This is a genomic window from Microbulbifer mixtoriginis (SeqCode) (assembly GCF_052467705.1).
On the sequence record NZ_CP174322.1, the window covers coordinates 4,532,160 to 4,549,709 of the forward strand.

The window sequence follows — 17,550 nt, forward strand, 5'->3', positions numbered from 1 at the left end:
TGGCAAGTCTACCCTGCAGTCGTAAACAGTATTTCTCACCCCTAGAGAATGCTCACCATCCTTTATACATCCAGCCTGTGCGTTTTGTGGCAAAAAACCAAAAGACACAAACCCAACAGCAAATAGTGAGCCTGTCAATTTGAATATCTTTATCATGCTAAATATTAAATACTCTATTCATAAAATAACCTAACAAGCACAACGAAATATGCACAAAAACTTAAGCACAAGAAGGTTAAGATGATTAACGATGCACCTCACACAATGTGAGATGCACCTATTTATGAGGTTAATGAACTACAGGCTTACGTAGTAGCAACAATGGACCAGGGCCATCATCGCCACCACAGTTATCTATATTTCTTGATTTGAAGCGGTGATTAAAGATCAATTCAACATCTTTAACCGCATTGAGATCTACCAGTGAACCATAGCGGTCTGCCAACTTGAGCGATAAGCGCCAGCCAGTGGCGGCGACACTGCGTTCTTTAAATACATTAGTCACCGTAGAACTAGAACCTGCACCACTATTAAGTACATCTAAATTAGCGGCCATAGGAACCCGATAACTATTACGGAAAGCCAAGTTGGCTCCATCAACAGTATCCCAGAATCGAGTGCTATGGGTAATAAACTCATCCTGAATACCTACGCCATCCGCACTCTCCACCAGAGTTCCTGGTGTTTTACTACGTAAAAAGCTGGTACCGCCATAAGTTAGGTAGGCTGGAGTTTCGGTTTCACCACTAACGCTAAATGCAAGGGGGATATTGAGCCCAATAGTCTCAATTTTATCCAGGTAAGATCCACCTGCAGCTAAACAACTCAGATCGTTATTGTCTGCAATAACTGGCCCCAGGAAGAAGTTACTGCGCGGTAATTCTTTCACAGTACTAAATTCCACGGTTACCCAGGTATCACTGCCGTATTTACGCGATAACAGGCGCAGCTTTTCCTGCAGTGCTTGCTGCGGACTTAAACGAGGACCACCTTGTTGGGCAGGGTCTGGATGTTGGTAGGTCTGTGCAATACCGTTGATATCATCTACATAGCCGAACACATCATCCTTCAGAGAGAAAGTGTCCGTCGCCTGCTGAGTGCCACTGAGATTGCGCAACTGATCGAAGGACAACATTTCACTATAGAAATCCCTCAGTTCCTGGGCATTACGCACGTGGAAAATGTCTTCCTTTCTGGAGCCTGTCACTGAACCTACAAATGATTCTTGCCACTTGTATTCCAGGGCACTAGCTGCATAGAACAACCACTTCTGCGCTTCCTCAAAGTGACGCTCTGCACGCAACATTTCCGTAGTCAGGCGGCTGGCATGGATCGGGTCAGCAAAATAACGTTCGGCCAGATTGGCATTAGTAGTGAACATCTGATTCATAACCCGCTGTGCCTGATTCAGCATGCCGACTAAACGTTCAACTTCTTGCTCAACCGTAGCTTCCGCTTGGGCAATATCCAGCGCAATAGTATTTGCCTCCAGCCACATGGTACGCACGCGCGCTCGGCTTTCTACATCCAACAATTTGTTGGTGCTGTCATTCAGCTTCGCTCGCTCTTCTGCACCCAAGCGAATGCTCATTGCTTCTAGCTTGCCAATATCTTTAATGCTCTTGAGATTGATATGACTAGAAACCACCTGATCGATACCTTGCTCTAGCGTGCTTGTATCTCCGGTGTAGTAGGCTTTAATTGCACCACCCACTACTTTCAGGAAGCCATCGCGTTTTCTGGATTTCTCCGCTTCTTTACGAATCTTGGTGATTTGCTTAGAAATGGATTCCTGCTTGGAGCCGTAATCCAGGATGATCTTCGACATGCCGTCGACGATACCTTCCTCCTCCGCACGTCGCTCGATTTCAATTTCAATCGCACTCAGCAGGTCTTCCATACGCTGCAGGTTGTTGCTCAATGCGATTTGCGCGATATCGATATTGTTTGCCTGCAAGGCAATTTCACTACCTTGCTGTGCAGACTCTTCAACAATAATGCAGTCTTTGCTGAAGCAGTTACTTGGGAACTCCAAGCCCAACAGGCTGTACAGCCAGTTGCCCAACTGCTGGTGGCGGTCGGTATATTCCGTGGCCAGCTTGTCGGCACTGTGGCGGTAGTTCTCGTAGCTGGTTTTTGCGGCGGCGAGACTATTCTGTGCGGTGGCAATAGGACCACTACTGTCATTACCGAGGAAGTCACTCAGTGCATTGAAGGAATCAAACACTGTGTTGCCATCGATACCGTAACCCTGTACCAGCAACACTGAGTCCTGTGGCAGGCCCAGAATATTGGTTTCGCCCGTGAGCCAGCTCACGGAGTTTTCCAAATCACTGAGATGGGTTTGCCATGCATACACCGCTTCGGGCAGACCAGAGAAACCTTGCACCTGGGTAAAGTCGGTATTCGGGAAGATCGCACGCAATGATTGCTCTTTAGCAATCAACTCACTGCGCAGCGTATTCATCTCGTCAACCATTTGTGCCAGCAGGGTGGTATTGGTCTGTCCGGCAACGACGGCCAGACGCGCTTGCTGCACTTTAGTAGAAGCCAATTTGCTCATCAGCTGATAGAGCATGGTGACATCTTTGTAACCGGTGAACAGTAATTCTGCTGGGGTTACATCTTTTTGTGCCAGGTCGTTGGGGTCGTAGTAGCGGGGGCTAATTTGACCACGGGAGGGACCCCATTGTGCTAAAAACTCCGGTGCATAGGTCAGCAGGGAGTTGTACTGCTCCAGGGCATCCTTCAACAACTGGTGTGCAGTTTCTATATGACCAACTTCGACCTCTACCGCTTCGTTACGCAGGCGGCTAATACGGGCATTATCCAGGGCTTCATTAGCCAGGATCATTTCCGCTACCGCGCGATCGTAGTAAACATCCAGCGTGAAACGTTGCAGGTTTTCATTGTTGGGATGATGAGTGAGCTGCTCAAAAATAAACGCTTCCACATCTGTGGCACGGTTACGTTCGGCAGTGTCATACAGGCTGGAAAACTCAACCGTGGCTTCACCACTCGCATAAGGGTTAATCACCGTATTGGTGTTGGTATCAACGATATACATCAGGTCCAGGTAGCGGAAGGCCGCTCTATCCCGGGAGAAAATACCCTGGGCAGGATTTTCCTGGGCCGCAGGTACCTGATCGGCTTCGTTGTAGTACAGCTGCTTGCGAATCTGTACCGTGGGATCCAGCTCCATCGTTACCGTGAAGGTATTACTAAAGTCGGAAGAGCCCGCTTTGTTCACGGCCTGTACACGATAATCGTGCGTACCGAATACTAATGGAGAGGCATTGTATTTATAGCTATTACCAGTACCGTTATACACGGTTTTCCAGCTGCCATTATTCATACGTTGCTGCAGCAGATAACTATCAGTTTCGGCAACTGATGGCCAGCTCACGGTATAAGCTTCACCGGTAGAGGAAGGTACGGTGATATAACTAGGCGCTACAGGTGGCTTCAGCAACGCTACGGTGGCGCAAGCTTCCGGTGAATAGTTGGACTGATCTGTTGAGGTCAGTGCACGTACCCGGTAGCAGTGGCGCCCGTCTTGCAAGTTACTCAGCTGGTAGCTACGTGCAGTGCCGCGATAAAGCTGCTTATTTGCACTGTCTACCACTTGATATTCAACGGTAAGACCGCCTTTTTTAACTTCGCTCCAGCTAAGCTTGACCTTGCCATCCCAGCTGTTGGTTGGCGAAGCTGAGGCTACGGGCACACCAACAGCGCGATCGACTTTAACTGTTACTAACGAGGAGTAGTTGGAGCAAGTGCCCTTGGCATTACAAGCGCGAACCTTATAGCTATAAGAGCCATTGCTAACACCAGAGAAACTCTTACTTAAACCAGAACCATTGTACAGAGTGGAGCCACTGCCATCGACCAACTGATAACTGGTGGCAAACTGCTTGGTATTCCAGCTGACAGTATATTTACCATCGAGGCTGGTGGTGGTATTTAATTTAGGTGTTGGTACGCCAGGACGGAAATAGACTTCTAAATCTTTACTTTCTCGATAGCCAGAGCAAGTGCTATTACAGGCCCGCACTCTAAAGCGGTAAGTACTACCATGGCTCAGGGAAGAAACCGTTGTACTGGTAGATGAACCAGAATAAATATTGCCGGACCAACTGCCGTTATCCTTGCGTTGTTGTACCTCGTAGCGAGTAGCCCCGCTGCTGGTAGCCCAGCTGATATTAACGCTGCTAGAGGAGGTATAACTGGGAACAGTGATAGAGGATGGAGTTGATGGCGTTTTCTCTACTTTGAGGGTCCCACCGGTTTTATAATCACTGCACATATTGGATGTACAGGCTCTTACGCGATATCGGTAGCTTCCATTGGATTTACCAGTTTCATTAAACTTGGTGCCAGATGAATTATAAATTCTACTCCAAGACCCCCCATTTATACTGCGATATAGCTCATAGCGGTTAGCTGCAGAACTTGATGACCAACTAATGGAATATGAGCCATCACTATCAAAAGTTGGATAATTTATAGTAGAAGGCGTAGAGGTAACAGTTACCTCACGGCAGGTTTCTCTGGTCATTGGGCGCCCAATAAACCCAGGCCCAACCAAGCCCGCCTCCCCTTCCGCTTTATAACAAAAAGAATAAGTACCATTGGCTGTTAAATTAACAACACGAGAACCAGTTGAAGGCGGATAGTGATCTAAAACTGTCTCTTTGCCATTAAATGTTTGAATAAGAGAGTAATCTTCATGTCTGGTTTCTCCGCTGGTGAGCGTATACTCTTTCCAGGCTAATGTCGCCTTACGATTTGAATAGCTGAGTGTGAAGCTAGATGGCAATTGAACAAAACAGTCGTAAACAACCTGCCCCCTAGATCCACCTATAGAATGCTCACCATCAATCCTACACCCGGCCTGGGCATGTTGTGGCAAGAAACTAAAAGACACAAACCCAACGGCAAATAGTGGGCCTGTCAATTTGAATATCTTTATCATGCTAAATATTAAATACTCTATTCATAAAATAACCTAACAAGCACAGCGAGATATGCACAAAAACTTAAGCACAAGAAGGTTAAGATAATTAACGATGCACCTCACATAATGTGAGATGCATCTATTTATAAGATTAATGAACTACAGGTTTACGCAGTAGCAACAATGGACCAGTGCCATCATCGCCACCACAGCTATCAACATTTCTCGGTTTAAAACGATGGTTAAAGATCAACTCAACATCTTTAACCGCATTGAGGTCTACCAGTGAACCATAACGGTCTGCCAACTTGAGCGACAAGCGCCAGCCAGTGGCGGCGACACTGCGTTCTTTAAACGCACTGGTAATCGTGGAATTTGAACCAGTGCCACTATTAAGCACATCCAAGTTCGCAGACATAGAAACACGGTAGCTATTTCTGAACGCCAGCCCAGTTCCCTCAACGGCATCCCAGAATCGAGTGCTATGAGTTATAAACTCGTCCTGAATACCAACTCCATCCGCATTTTCCACCAGAGTTCCCGGAGTTTTACTACGCAGGAAACTAGTGCCTCCATAAGTCAAAAATGCAGGCGTTTCGGTTTCACCACTAACGCTATATGCAAGGGGGATATTAAGACCAACGGTTTCAATTTTATCCAGGTAATTACCACCAGTTGCCAAGCAAGACAAATCACCGTTGTCGGCAATAACCGGCCCCAGGAAGAAGTTACTGCGCGGTAATTCTTTCACAGTACTAAATTCCACGGTTACCCAGGTATCACTGCCGTATTTACGCGACAACAGGCGCAGCTTTTCCTGCAAAGCTTGCTGCGGGCTCAGCCGCGGACCGTCTTGTTGAGCGGGGTCCGGATGTGCATAGGTTTGTGCAATACCATTGATTTTATCCACATAGCCGAACACATCATCCTTCAGAGAGAAGGTGTCCGTCGCCTGCTCTATACTTCCAAGCTTATGAAGTTGATCGAAGGTCAAAAGCTCACTATAGAAATCCCTCAGTTCCTGGGCATTGCGCACTTGGAAAATATCTTCCTTTCTGGAGCCAGTCACTGAACCCACAAATGATTCTTGCCACTTGTATTCCAGCGCACTGGCCGCGTAGAACAACCACTTCTGCGCTTCCTCAAAGTGACGCTCTGCACGCAACATTTCCGTAGTCAGGCGGCTGGCATGGATCGGGTCAGCAAAATAACGTTCGGCCAGATTGGCATTAGTAGTGAACATCTGGTTCATAACCCGCTGTGCCTGATTCAGCATGCCGACTAAACGTTCTACTTCCTGCTCAACCGTAGCTTCCGCTTGGGCAATATCCAGCGCGATGGTATTTGCCTCCAGCCACATGGTGCGCACGCGCGCTCGGCTTTCGACATCCAACAATTTATTGCTGCTGTCATTCAGCTTCGCTCGCTCTTCTGCACCCAAGCGAATGCTCATTGCTTCTAGTTTGCCAATATCTTTAATGCTCTTGAGATTGATATGACTAGAAACCACCTGATCGATACCCTGCTCTAGCGTGCTTGTATCTCCGGTGTAGTAGGCTTTAATTGCACCACCCACTACTTTCAGGAAGCCATCGCGTTTTCTGGATTTCTCCGCTTCTTTACGAATCTTGGTGATTTGCTTAGAAATGGATTCCTGCTTGGAGCCGTAATCCAGGATGATCTTCGACATGCCGTCGACGATACCTTCCTCCTCCGCACGTCGCTCGATTTCAATTTCAATCGCACTCAGCAGGTCTTCCATACGCTGCAGGTTGTTGCTCAATGCGATTTGCGCGATATCGATATTGTTTGCCTGCAAGGCAATTTCACTACCTTGCTGTGCAGACTCTTCAACAATAATGCAGTCTTTGCTGAAGCAGTTACTTGGGAACTCCAAGCCCAACAGGCTGTACAGCCAGTTGCCCAACTGCTGGTGGCGGTCGGTATATTCCGTGGCCAGCTTGTCGGCACTGTGGCGGTAGTTCTCGTAGCTGGTTTTTGCGGCGGCGAGACTATTCTGTGCAGTGGCAATAGGGCCACTGCTGTCATTACCGAGGAAGTCACTCAGTGCATTGAAGGAATCAAACACGGTGTTGCCATCGATACCGTAACCCTGTACCAGCAACACTGAGTCCTGTGGCAGGCCCAGAATATTGGTTTCGCCCGTGAGCCAGCTCACGGAGTTTTCCAAATCGCTGAGATGGGTTTGCCATGCATACACCGCTTCGGGCAGACCAGAGAAACCTTGCACCTGGGTAAAGTCGGTATTCGGGAAGATCGCACGCAATGATTGCTCTTTAGCAATCAACTCACTGCGCAGCGTATTCATCTCGTCAACCATTTGTGCCAGCAGGGTGGTATTGGTCTGTCCGGCAACGACGGCCAGACGCGCTTGCTGCACTTTAGTAGAAGCCAATTTGCTCATCAGCTGATAGAGCATGGTGACATCTTTGTAACCGGTGAACAGTAATTCTGCTGGGGTTACATCTTTTTGCGCCAGGTCGTTGGGGTCGTAGTAGCGGGGGCTAATTTGACCACGGGAGGGACCCCATTGTGCTAAAAACTCCGGTGCATAGGTCAGCAGGGAGTTGTACTGCTCCAGGGCATCCTTCAACAACTGGTGTGCAGTTTCTATATGGCCAACTTCGACCTCTACCGCTTCGTTACGCAGGCGGCTAATACGGGCATTATCCAGGGCTTCATTAGCCAGGATCATTTCCGCTACCGCGCGATCGTAGTAAACATCCAGCGTGAAACGTTGCAGGTTTTCATTGTTGGGATGATGAGTGAGCTGCTCAAAAATAAACGCTTCCACATCTGTGGCACGGTTACGTTCGGCAGTGTCATACAGGCTGGAAAACTCAACCGTGGCTTCACCACTGGCATAAGGGTTAATCACCGTATTGGTGTTGGTATCAACGATATACATCAGGTCCAAGTAGCGGAAGGCCGCTCTATCCCGGGAGAAAATACCCTGGGCAGGATTTTCCTGGGCCGCAGGTACCTGATCGGCTTCGTTGTAGTACAGCTGCTTGCGAATCTGTACCGTGGGATCCAGCTCCATCGTTACCGTGAAGGTATTACTAAAGTCGGAAGAGCCCGCTTTGTTCGCGGCCTGTACACGATAATCGTGCGTACCGAATACTAATGGAGAGGCATTGTATTTATAGCTGTTGCCAGCACCGTTATACACGGTTTTCCAGCTGCCATTATTAATACGTTGCTGCAGCAGATAACTATCAGTTTCGGCAACTGATGGCCAGCTCACGGTATAAGCTTCGCCAGTAGAGGAAGGTACAGTGATATAACTAGGTGCTACAGGTGGCTTCAGCAACGCTACGGTGGCGCAAGCTTCCGGTGAATAGTTGGACTGATCTGTTGAGGTCAGTGCACGTACCCGGTAGCAGTGGCGCCCGTCTTGCAAGTTACTCAGCTGGTAGCTGCGTGCAGTGCCGCGATAAAGCTGCTTATTTGCACTGTCTACCACTTGATATTCAACGGTGAGACCGCCTTTATCAATTTCTGTCCAGCTTAGTTTTACTTTGCCATCCCAGCTGCTAGTGGGTGCTGCAGACAGCACCGGTATACCAACAACACGATCGACTTTAACTGTTACTAACGAGGAGTAGTTGGAGCAGGTGCCCTTGGCATTACAAGCACGAACCTTATAGCTATAAGAGCCATTGCTAACACCAGAGAAACTCTTACTTAAACCAGAACCATTGTATAGAGTGGAGCCACCGCCATCGACCAACTGATAACTGGTAGCAAACTGCTTGGTATTCCAGCTGACAGTATATTTACCATCGAGGCTGGTGGTGGTATTTAATTTAGGTGTTGGTACGCCAGGACGGAAATAGACTTCTAAATCTTTACTTTCTCGATAGCCAGAGCAAGTGGTATTACAGGCCCGTACTCTAAAGCGGTAAGTACTACCATGGCTCAGGGAAGAAACCGTTGTACTGGTAGATGAACCAGAATAAATATTGCCGGACCAACTGCCGTTATCCTTGCGCTGTTGTACCTCGTAGCGAGTAGCCCCGCTGCTGGCAGCCCAGTTGATGCTAACGCTGCTAGAGGAGGTATAACTGGGAACAGTGATAGAGGTTGGGGTTGATGGAGTCAGCTCTACCTTTATGGTTCCGCCGTTCTTATAAGCACCACATAAATTCTTTGCGGTGTTACAGGCTCGTACACGATATTGGTAGTTACCACTAGAGCGGCCACTTTCATCAAAGCTAGTTTTAGAACCGTTATAAACCCTGCTCCAGGAGCCACTATTTACCCTACGGTAGAGCTCATACCGGCCTGCACCAGTACTGGAAGACCAGCTAACCTTGTAAGCCCCATCACTATCGAAAGTGCCGTAATTGATACTGGAGGGCGCTGCTGGTTGAAATATAACGTTAACGGTATGAGTGCCTAACTTAACCCTATTGAATCGGGAAGCAGGGCAAGATGTAACTTTATCTTCCCAATCATCAGGGGAGATAATATCTGGAGTACAGTGTTCATGCCAATACTCATAAAAGTATTTACCGGCAGAAGAAACGGTTACAGATTTAGTAGAGTTTGAACTGGAAAACCCATAGTCTAATGAAATATTCCGAGTAAAAGTTCCATTTTTATACTCTTTTAGATATACACCCATTATCCCAAGTGGCGCTACAGACTTATATGACAAGGAATATTTCCCATCAGTATCTGTGCTCGGCCCGCTCAAGGCAGACCCATAAGCAATAGCACTGACACTTAAAACCTGCAGCACAAAAAAGTTACGAACAAGAGTCAACATGTTAAAAACCAAACGACAGAGATCTAAATAGATCGAAAAATAAAAACCTCAACCTCAAAAACAACAGCAAATAGAAAGCTCTTCACCTTTAAAGAACCCAAAAGCAGCTACTAAGAATAACAACACATGTGACTTTCCTCCCTTAAGCACCCATCATCCCTTTAAAGACAGTTTATTGCGGAATTCCCAACAATAAAATACACGCCGAATTCTATCGACGAGCATGGATCTCTTTCAAGAAAAATACGCCAATTATTTTATTTATTTTTATTTCCACACACAGAAAAAGGACATTAATAACCTCAAAATGGTACAAATATCCTATTTAAAAACTGAAAAATTGATTTTTCTCCACTAACCTAAAAGACAGGCAAGCTTAGCAAAAGCTTTTACACAAAAAAAAACGAACAAAATTAAAAGCTCAGAAAACATTGAACAAATTCAATAAGAACAATTAAACACCCCACTCAAACCACCATCAAAACTTAAGAGGTTCCTGCAATTTAAAAAAACCACAATACAAAAATAATTACCCCGAACAAAAATAGCTTACATTTTCAACACCCTAAAAACATAGCAACATCAAAAAATCATATATAGAACCTTTAAGCACCGAGCAAGCATCAGCACTAAAGTTAATCACACTCAACCTTAAAGATTAAAAAATGTAATCTCATAAATCCTGCAATTAAAACAGCCTGCAACAGCAAAGAAATGTAGTAGAGAAATGTAGTAGGGAAATACTTCTGGAGAGATACGCGCTACTTAAAAGTAACGCGCAATAAATCTAGCGGCCTAAAAATAAAACCAAAATAGCAATAACCAAACCAACCAACAACACCCATACTCCTCGAAGCATCAAAGAGCGAGCATACTCCGCTTCTTTATACCGCAACGCATAGGGAATTCCGGTAATCGGGCCAAGAAATATAGTGACAATTCCCCAAACCCAGTGCTTATTGCCCAAGGCAGTCAATGCAGCCATTAGGCCCCCAAACCAACACAGGGTCACACCTATGACACATACTACCAAGGCGATTATGGACCACCACTGATTGGCCAGGAAAATTTCTACTATCTGTGTTTCTGTCATGGCACTCTGCCACTCCCTATTACTACTTGATCATTGCAAATTTTCAGGCCCTTTTCACAGCTTGATAATGCTGTTTCCAGATAGCCCAAATTACCCACGATTTGCTATGGGCACAGCCGCTTTCAAACCGATAGCGCTGTTAGCGAACAATAGTAACCTTAAAGGGGGACAAATGGTCCCCCCAAAAGTAATCAGGAGTGTGTGATCACTTACTCTCCGGAAAATTCAGTGACCAGCTCCAGGCCGGTTATGTTTCTGGTCTCATTGGCAAAGCTATAGTATGTGGGCTTTTCATCAATAAATATCTGATGGGTCATTGTCACTTCAGGGGGAAGTTCGAAGATACCCGCAGGAACTGAATACTGCTGGGTTTCCTTTAATCGGTAGAAGAGATGGGAGCCACAATTGGAACAGAAACCGCGTTCAGCCCAGTCCGAAGAGTCAAATACAGATACATGCTCCTCACCAGAGATTTCCACACTGGTCTGGCAGTCCACCGCCAACAGTGGACCACCGCTCCACTTTTTACACATGCTACAGTGACAGACTCCAAGGTCAGAAGAAGGCAGCTCGGCCTTGATGGTCACAGAACCACACAGGCAGCTTCCCTGTACTGGATTAGTATCACTCATATTTTCCTCTCTCTTCTGTAAAGCTATAGAAGCGTACACTTACTAACTGTTGCCACAGGGCAATCTAAGACTCATAAAACTTACAACGGCGCTTGAACCAGTTAATTCTTTTAGTGTGATTCTCTGGGCAGTTTTCCATACACTGGCTACCAAGCGCTTTCAGGGTGATTGCCTCTGGGTAATTTGCCACTACTTCCCCCGCAACGATATGACGAAAACCTGGTTCGTCTGCCGTAATAAGAAAGTGGTTTTCCTTATTACCAATTAAGATTTTTTCTCTGGCCATAGCATAAACTTGGAATTCCCACATCCCCCAGGAGCTCCATTTATTCATAACCAGGCATGTAGACATGGTTTTTAGAGGCTGCTGCTGCTGCTGCTCAATAGCAAATGAAGAACTTGAGAACAGCAGTAGGAAAAATATAATTATTCTCATATTCAATCCCTGAATACTTATAGCAGTAAATAATTTGACAGATAGTCGCAATATCAGTAGTAAATAGCACTACCCAAAGAGAGGTATACTCATCCCAACTATGTCACAAAAATGAGAAGCACTTCAAGATATGATAATATGATTTACCTTTTGGGCATTTATAACCCAAACTCCACTGAAAAAACATAGAAATATCTTGCAGATTTTATTGATAAATAAAGCAAGCTAGAATATAGGAAGTATTTCATTTATTAATAACAACATATCTCCACACTGATAAATATAGCCACTTACACTTCCACAAAACACTCATCCAAGAGGATGATATATCTCCAGCATAGAGAATAAGGCACCCCACCAAATATCAACTTCCCTTAGAAATATATCACTGATATTAATTAGAAAATTCAACTCTTGGATCACCAAAGTCACGCCCCATATAATCCGGTGCGCAAGGAATAAGCTCAGCAGCTGGGATACCTGCATCAATCAAATAGCGCTCAACTTTTCGACTGCGCTCTAAGGCTAGCTTCTCAAATTCTTCACGCAAGAAAATCGACGGCCTACGGTAGAAATTTGATAAAAATCTGCGACTACCGCGTAGACCAATTGTTGAATTTGGGTACATTGCATTCCAATCCCTGGCATTGGCAATACCACAAATACCAGGACGGGCATCTGGATGTTTATGTAACACTGCGACCATTTGCTGAAGTTGTGCCAGCGCCAAACCACTTAACTCCGCACTGCCGGGAGCAAAATCAATGGAATCAAAGGACTTCGCCATAAATCGCCCCCAGGCCAATTTAGCCAAAAGATAAATACCATAGGGGGTGAAGTAACTAAACAAAGCATCCATAATGGCTTTATGTAGTAACTCGCTGAAGACATACTCCATAGAAAACTTTGGATCGCGGATATTACCGGTTACAGGCATACCAAATTTCACATTCCCCTTACCGTCTTTTAACAGCCAAAGGGCAAGGTTCAGAGGGATAAACCTCTTCTTAACTGATAATTGATCATCTTTTCGTACACGCCGAACCTTTATTTTCTCCAACACCACATCGGCAAAGGCATTTAATTGATTTTCATAGACATGGATATTCACCACCGCATCCATCTGCCCCTGCAGTATCTTGAAACCAAGTAGCTTGGCCATATAAGGCGTAGCCGGTATCAGATTTACATTAGCCAGGTAACCAGTCAGATCCGCATTCCATTTTTTTTGCCCCAAGTAGTCTATTGTCCCGCCTAATTGAATATCGCCAAATCCACCGGGGCGGCCATTTGCGACAATCACAGCTGGAGGATGCTCCCCCACATTGCTGATATCACTGAGATTAAGATTGATATCTCGTACTGGCAGCCGTGCGCGAAACTCATGTTTTCGATCCACCCAGGTAAAAGTACCATGGCGTAGGTGGATATCACCAATATGGTATAAGAGTGGAGGCCGGTGTTTTTTCTTCCTATGCAGATATTGATTAATCGGTATCCCTCGCAGTTCGGCAATCTCCCAGGTTACCGGAAACTGACCCTGCTCATCCCTCAACAAGATAAAACGTGGGCGCAGGAAGTCGATAAAATCAATCGTCAATAACTCCATACGCTTATGGAAACTCAAGCCTTTAATATGCAACAACCTAAAGTCCCCAACGGTACTGTGGCGTTCAAACTCGGGAACACCAGGATCCCGATTGAAGAAATGGAAATGTACGGCCTCCCCCCAGGCGAAGTACCATTCTTCTGAATTCATAGAAAAGTGGGCAATCTCAATACTTTCCCCCTCTACTAATAATTCACCTCGCGGTGAAAAAAGATCAATATTCTCAACCTTAAACAGTGGAAGAGTTAGCCCGTGTACGCCATTGAAGTTACCATCCAACTCAACGGCTCCGAGTTTGAAGCAATGAATCCCTTGATCAAAATAACCGGCGGGAATACAGCTGGCGATACTCAGAAGCCGTAGTTGTTGTACTCCTAGAGATCGTCCCTCCAAACGCAATTGCTCCACTTGCAATCTCTGCGTCTTCAACAACGGGAAAGACAATGCTTGCGTAAAGCCCTTCTCAAGCATTTGTATTTCCGCCACACTGATGTCCCTGAGCAGAAAAACCCTCCCGGTCGCCCCTTGTAGACTTTCCATACCTCCCAAGCGTAATTGGCTCAACTGATAACAAGGGGCAATATTTTTGTCTTTCAAAAGTCCGGCGGGTAAACAGCCACTGGCACCCTGCACCCGTACCAGTGCCTCCCCCTCAAAAGAGATATTATCCAGCTGAAAGTTGGGTATTTTAATTGGCTCAGTATTTTTGCGTGGAATAGAGAGACCAGCTAAATGTAAGGAGCCCTCAAGAGTAAAAGGCCGACTTAGGGATACGCGCTGCAAACCTGGCATATACAGCTCATCGACGCCATAACAGCTCCGCGTATCTCCAGCTCTGGATCGCTCAAGCCTTTCTATCGTTACAATCTTGCCGGAGTCTGGCAGGCACACCCGGGTATTGAGAATCTTTAAGTCGGCAACAGAAAAGTCCTTCCCACCATTCCAGTTGACTCCCCGCAAACTCAACTGTTGCAGGCCTGCCTGCAGGAAATCTCTGCCTTTTTGCCAAAAAGCGATTGGACCAGTGTAAACAGCGCCAGAACTAATCCGATCAATGCTACTTTCAAAGCCGATACTAATTGGGTTACCCGTAAATTTTATCTGTGGTGTTTCAATACAGTCAGCCAGGTTTGCCCCATCGATTTCACTAGGGAACAGGCGCTGTAAACCACAAACTAAGATATTGTCGATCGTTAAATCGTAGAGATCGATGGAGCCGGGGGAAAAATAAATCCGAGGAATGTCAAGTTTTGCAAACTGCCAAATGGGCTCGGCAGAGGCAGCACGGGTAAATTCTGTCACTCCCAGTGACACCCCACTGCTATTGATAGAGTGCAAGTCCCGACTGTATATACAATGGGGGAGTTTTCCCATTATGCCCTGTCGCTGTGGGAGACAAGCCAATAGGGACTCTGCAGACAGCTTGTCAAACTTTATTTCTGAAGTGGCAGCACCATTGCGGGACCAGAGAAATTCTAATTCTGGCAGAGATAGCTGTTGAATATCCAGTGCAGCTATTCCGTCCATCTCCAGCAGTTGAATCTGAGCAATGCTGGAGTCATTCAAATTGGCCGATGCTTGCTGTCGACCAAACTCCAAGTGGAAGGCTTCGCCTAAATGCAACTTCTGCAGGTCTATACAGCGAATGTGAATATCAGAAAGTACCGCGATATCCGGTAGGCAAATATCCAGTATTTCCAGTGCACTTTCAGGCAAGGCGATATAAGTGCTGAGCGCCGCAGACGGTAAATATCGGATTCTAACCAGTGGTAAATTCAGGTCTTCAATATTTAGCAGGGAGCGATTTTGTGTCGTGTGTGCCAGAGCACGCTCGATAGAAAATTCTGCAGTGGCAATATCAAAGCCTCCGCGCCAAGCAATGCGAAGAGGCTGTTGCTGGCGCAAGTCACGAAAGTCAAAGCAAGTGGGCATTTCCTCAAGCGGCAGGGAATCTCGGTAAATTAACCGTGCCCAAGAATCTGGTAAGCAACCATCTAAGCGCTGCAAACTGGCATTTTCCAGTTTGAAGTTTGGCGCATTCACACTGGCCATTTGGTTACTGGCTTGAGGCCCCTGTTCCTCTAGATTGCCCTTCTCCGTACCATAATCCGCCTCTATCGGGCCGATACTTGATGCCATGGCGCTGGCAGCCCAGGGATCTTCAACGGCTTCGCGGCGAAAATATCCGCTACCGCTGGCCATTTTCTGTAGTAAAAGCCCTTTATTACCGCTGGGACTATCTCCCAACATGAGTCGTTGCACCCCCAATTTGCCAAAAATGGCATACCCATCCTCACCTGGCTTCCAGGCAAAATTACCTCGTCCCTTAAGACTGCTGAGCTGGGCGCACAAGGGCCCCAAGCCCTCAGGCAGCAAGCCACGCGATAAGCAGCCAGACAAGGATTCCAGGGAAAAATCCTGAATTGAGTAAGGTGTATCCGATGCTAAAGTGTCGATACCCTCCCACTTTAATTGACGCAGTCGCAGCCTCTCTTCTGCCAATCCCTCTAGCTGCATCTGTCCCAGATACATTGGCCCACTAGCAGCTCCCCATGGAATCGACTTTGACTGCGAACCAAAACGCAGCGCCACTTTTTCCTCTCCACGTAAACCAGCTAAGCGCACGCAGTGGTCGGGTTTACCCCACAATTCACCGGGCACACAGCCGCTGGCACTATCCACCGATAAACTGCCCACTGAGAGAATTCGGCTGGCCTTATCAAACTCCAGTGGACCCAGCCGAGCTTGCGATGCTGTCAGAGGCTGCCTGTGAGGCTGGGCGACATCCACATAGCGCACCTGTTGGGCGCGACTGGGACCGGTAACTATTTTGAGCGGTTGATTCCAGTCAAACTTGGTAGGACCGGGGAGATTCAGGGTGGTGGCTCGCACACAAAAGTGGTGTTTGGCATCGCGCAAGTGCTGTGGACACCAATCGAAGGCGGTAGCGCCCGCACGACGCCAGCGCAACCGTTTAATCGGGCGAACATAATCAAAATCGCGGATAGTAATGGTTTCTGCGCGCCAGTCCTGCCAACGCTGATCGCTGCGCCGCAATAAAACACCTTCGCCATTGGCACGGCGCCACTGCGCCATAGCGACACGACCAAAATCAAATTTTAAATCCCCAGCGGCTTTCAGACGACGCGCTGCGGCACAGTGGCCGATCAAGCGCTGTAATCCGTGAATCGCATCGGCCCACTGTTGTGGCGGGCAACTGGAAAAAAATTCTGCGTGGAAGGCATCCGCTTCGGTGCGCAAACTAGGCCAACGAAAATCCCCAGACTTCAAGTGCAGATGCGCCAAAGTAGTGCTATATCGCGCAGACTTTCTCTCTCTGGCTAATAATTCGTGTAATTCAATCCCAGCAGCGGCAATATCAACTTTTAGGGGAACGTTTCCTTTACGCCACAGCCCCAGGGTGAAATCCCGCGCTCTTATATCGCCAATGTAAACGCAGGAGGCTGTAGACCAGATGGGCTTGTGTAAATAGCAGAGTTCGCTATTACGAATTCGTGCTCGCTCGATTGCCAGCTTAAAATCCCTATCCTTGCGCTCAACCTGTGCCAAATCCCAGCCGCCCACCTCCCATTCTCTGCGCCATTCTCCCGGCACAGATTGCAGATCCATATAGGCGCCACTAATAGAGACTCGAGGCAGATTGGCGCGACCACGCAGCAACTGCCACCAACTGTAATCCAGCAGAATTTCCTGGGCGGAAAACCCTCTCCCTTCGCGGTTGATTGCACGCGCATCCACAAGCAACAAGCTTAAGTCCAGCAGAGACACTCGAAAGTGTTGCGCCTGAAAATCCAGTCCGCGTTCGGCCATCCATGTACTGGCCTTATCGCGTACCAAACCGGAAAGCACGAATGAAAAGCCTTCCAGCAATAATAATCCGCCAATCAACCACCACAGCAGGTGATGAAAGCGGGCATTATGACGGGCAGGCTCTGTTGGCATTGGAAAAATCGCGCCGCGAAATGAGTTGAACGCAAGCTGCAACGACAGCCAAGCCCATAAAGTAA

At 47.1% G+C, this 17,550-nt stretch carries 6 protein-coding genes; all 6 read right to left on the reverse strand.

From position 1 onward, the window contains the following. Positions 1 to 289: 289 nt before the first annotated feature. The 6 genes from ACJJIB_RS19700 to ACJJIB_RS19725 all read right to left on the reverse strand — a co-directional run bounded on the left by ACJJIB_RS19700 (position 290) and on the right by ACJJIB_RS19725 (position 17,485). Positions 290 to 4,957 (reverse strand): fibronectin type III domain-containing protein, encoded by a 4,668-nt coding sequence (locus ACJJIB_RS19700; RefSeq protein ID WP_444887291.1) that lies wholly within the window; start codon positions 4,955 to 4,957, stop codon positions 290 to 292. Between the two features lie 151 nt (positions 4,958 to 5,108). After that, positions 5,109 to 9,752 (reverse strand): fibronectin type III domain-containing protein, encoded by a 4,644-nt coding sequence (locus tag ACJJIB_RS19705; RefSeq protein ID WP_444887292.1) that lies wholly within the window; start codon positions 9,750 to 9,752, stop codon positions 5,109 to 5,111. Between the two features lie 787 nt (positions 9,753 to 10,539). Next, on the reverse strand, positions 10,540 to 10,845 hold the full coding sequence (locus tag ACJJIB_RS19710; protein ID WP_444882875.1) for a hypothetical protein: 306 nt from the start codon (positions 10,843 to 10,845) through the stop codon (positions 10,540 to 10,542). Between the two features lie 209 nt (positions 10,846 to 11,054). Beyond that, positions 11,055 to 11,477, reverse strand: coding sequence for a GFA family protein (locus ACJJIB_RS19715; RefSeq protein ID WP_252083436.1), 423 nt, complete (start codon positions 11,475 to 11,477; stop codon positions 11,055 to 11,057). 64 nt (positions 11,478 to 11,541) lie between these two features. Then, complete coding sequence (locus ACJJIB_RS19720; protein WP_444887293.1) at positions 11,542 to 11,913, reverse strand: hypothetical protein; 372 nt, start codon at positions 11,911 to 11,913, stop codon at positions 11,542 to 11,544. A gap of 394 nt (positions 11,914 to 12,307) precedes the next feature. Then, positions 12,308 to 17,485: a DUF748 domain-containing protein gene (locus tag ACJJIB_RS19725; RefSeq protein ID WP_444887294.1), complete on the reverse strand. Its 5,178-nt coding sequence runs from the start codon at positions 17,483 to 17,485 to the stop codon at positions 12,308 to 12,310. Positions 17,486 to 17,550: the final 65 nt, after the last annotated feature.

Excerpts from the sequence above, each read along its gene's own strand:
- ACJJIB_RS19720 (WP_444887293.1), bottom strand. The coding sequence starts at position 11,913 with ATGAGAATAATTATATTTTTCCTACTGCTGTTCTCAAGTTCTTCATTT.
- ACJJIB_RS19710 (WP_444882875.1), bottom strand. The coding sequence starts at position 10,845 with ATGACAGAAACACAGATAGTAGAAATTTTCCTGGCCAATCAGTGGTGG.
- ACJJIB_RS19725 (WP_444887294.1), bottom strand. The coding sequence starts at position 17,485 with ATGCCAACAGAGCCTGCCCGTCATAATGCCCGCTTTCATCACCTGCTG.
- ACJJIB_RS19705 (WP_444887292.1), bottom strand. The coding sequence starts at position 9,752 with ATGTTGACTCTTGTTCGTAACTTTTTTGTGCTGCAGGTTTTAAGTGTC.
- ACJJIB_RS19715 (WP_252083436.1), bottom strand. The coding sequence starts at position 11,477 with ATGAGTGATACTAATCCAGTACAGGGAAGCTGCCTGTGTGGTTCTGTG.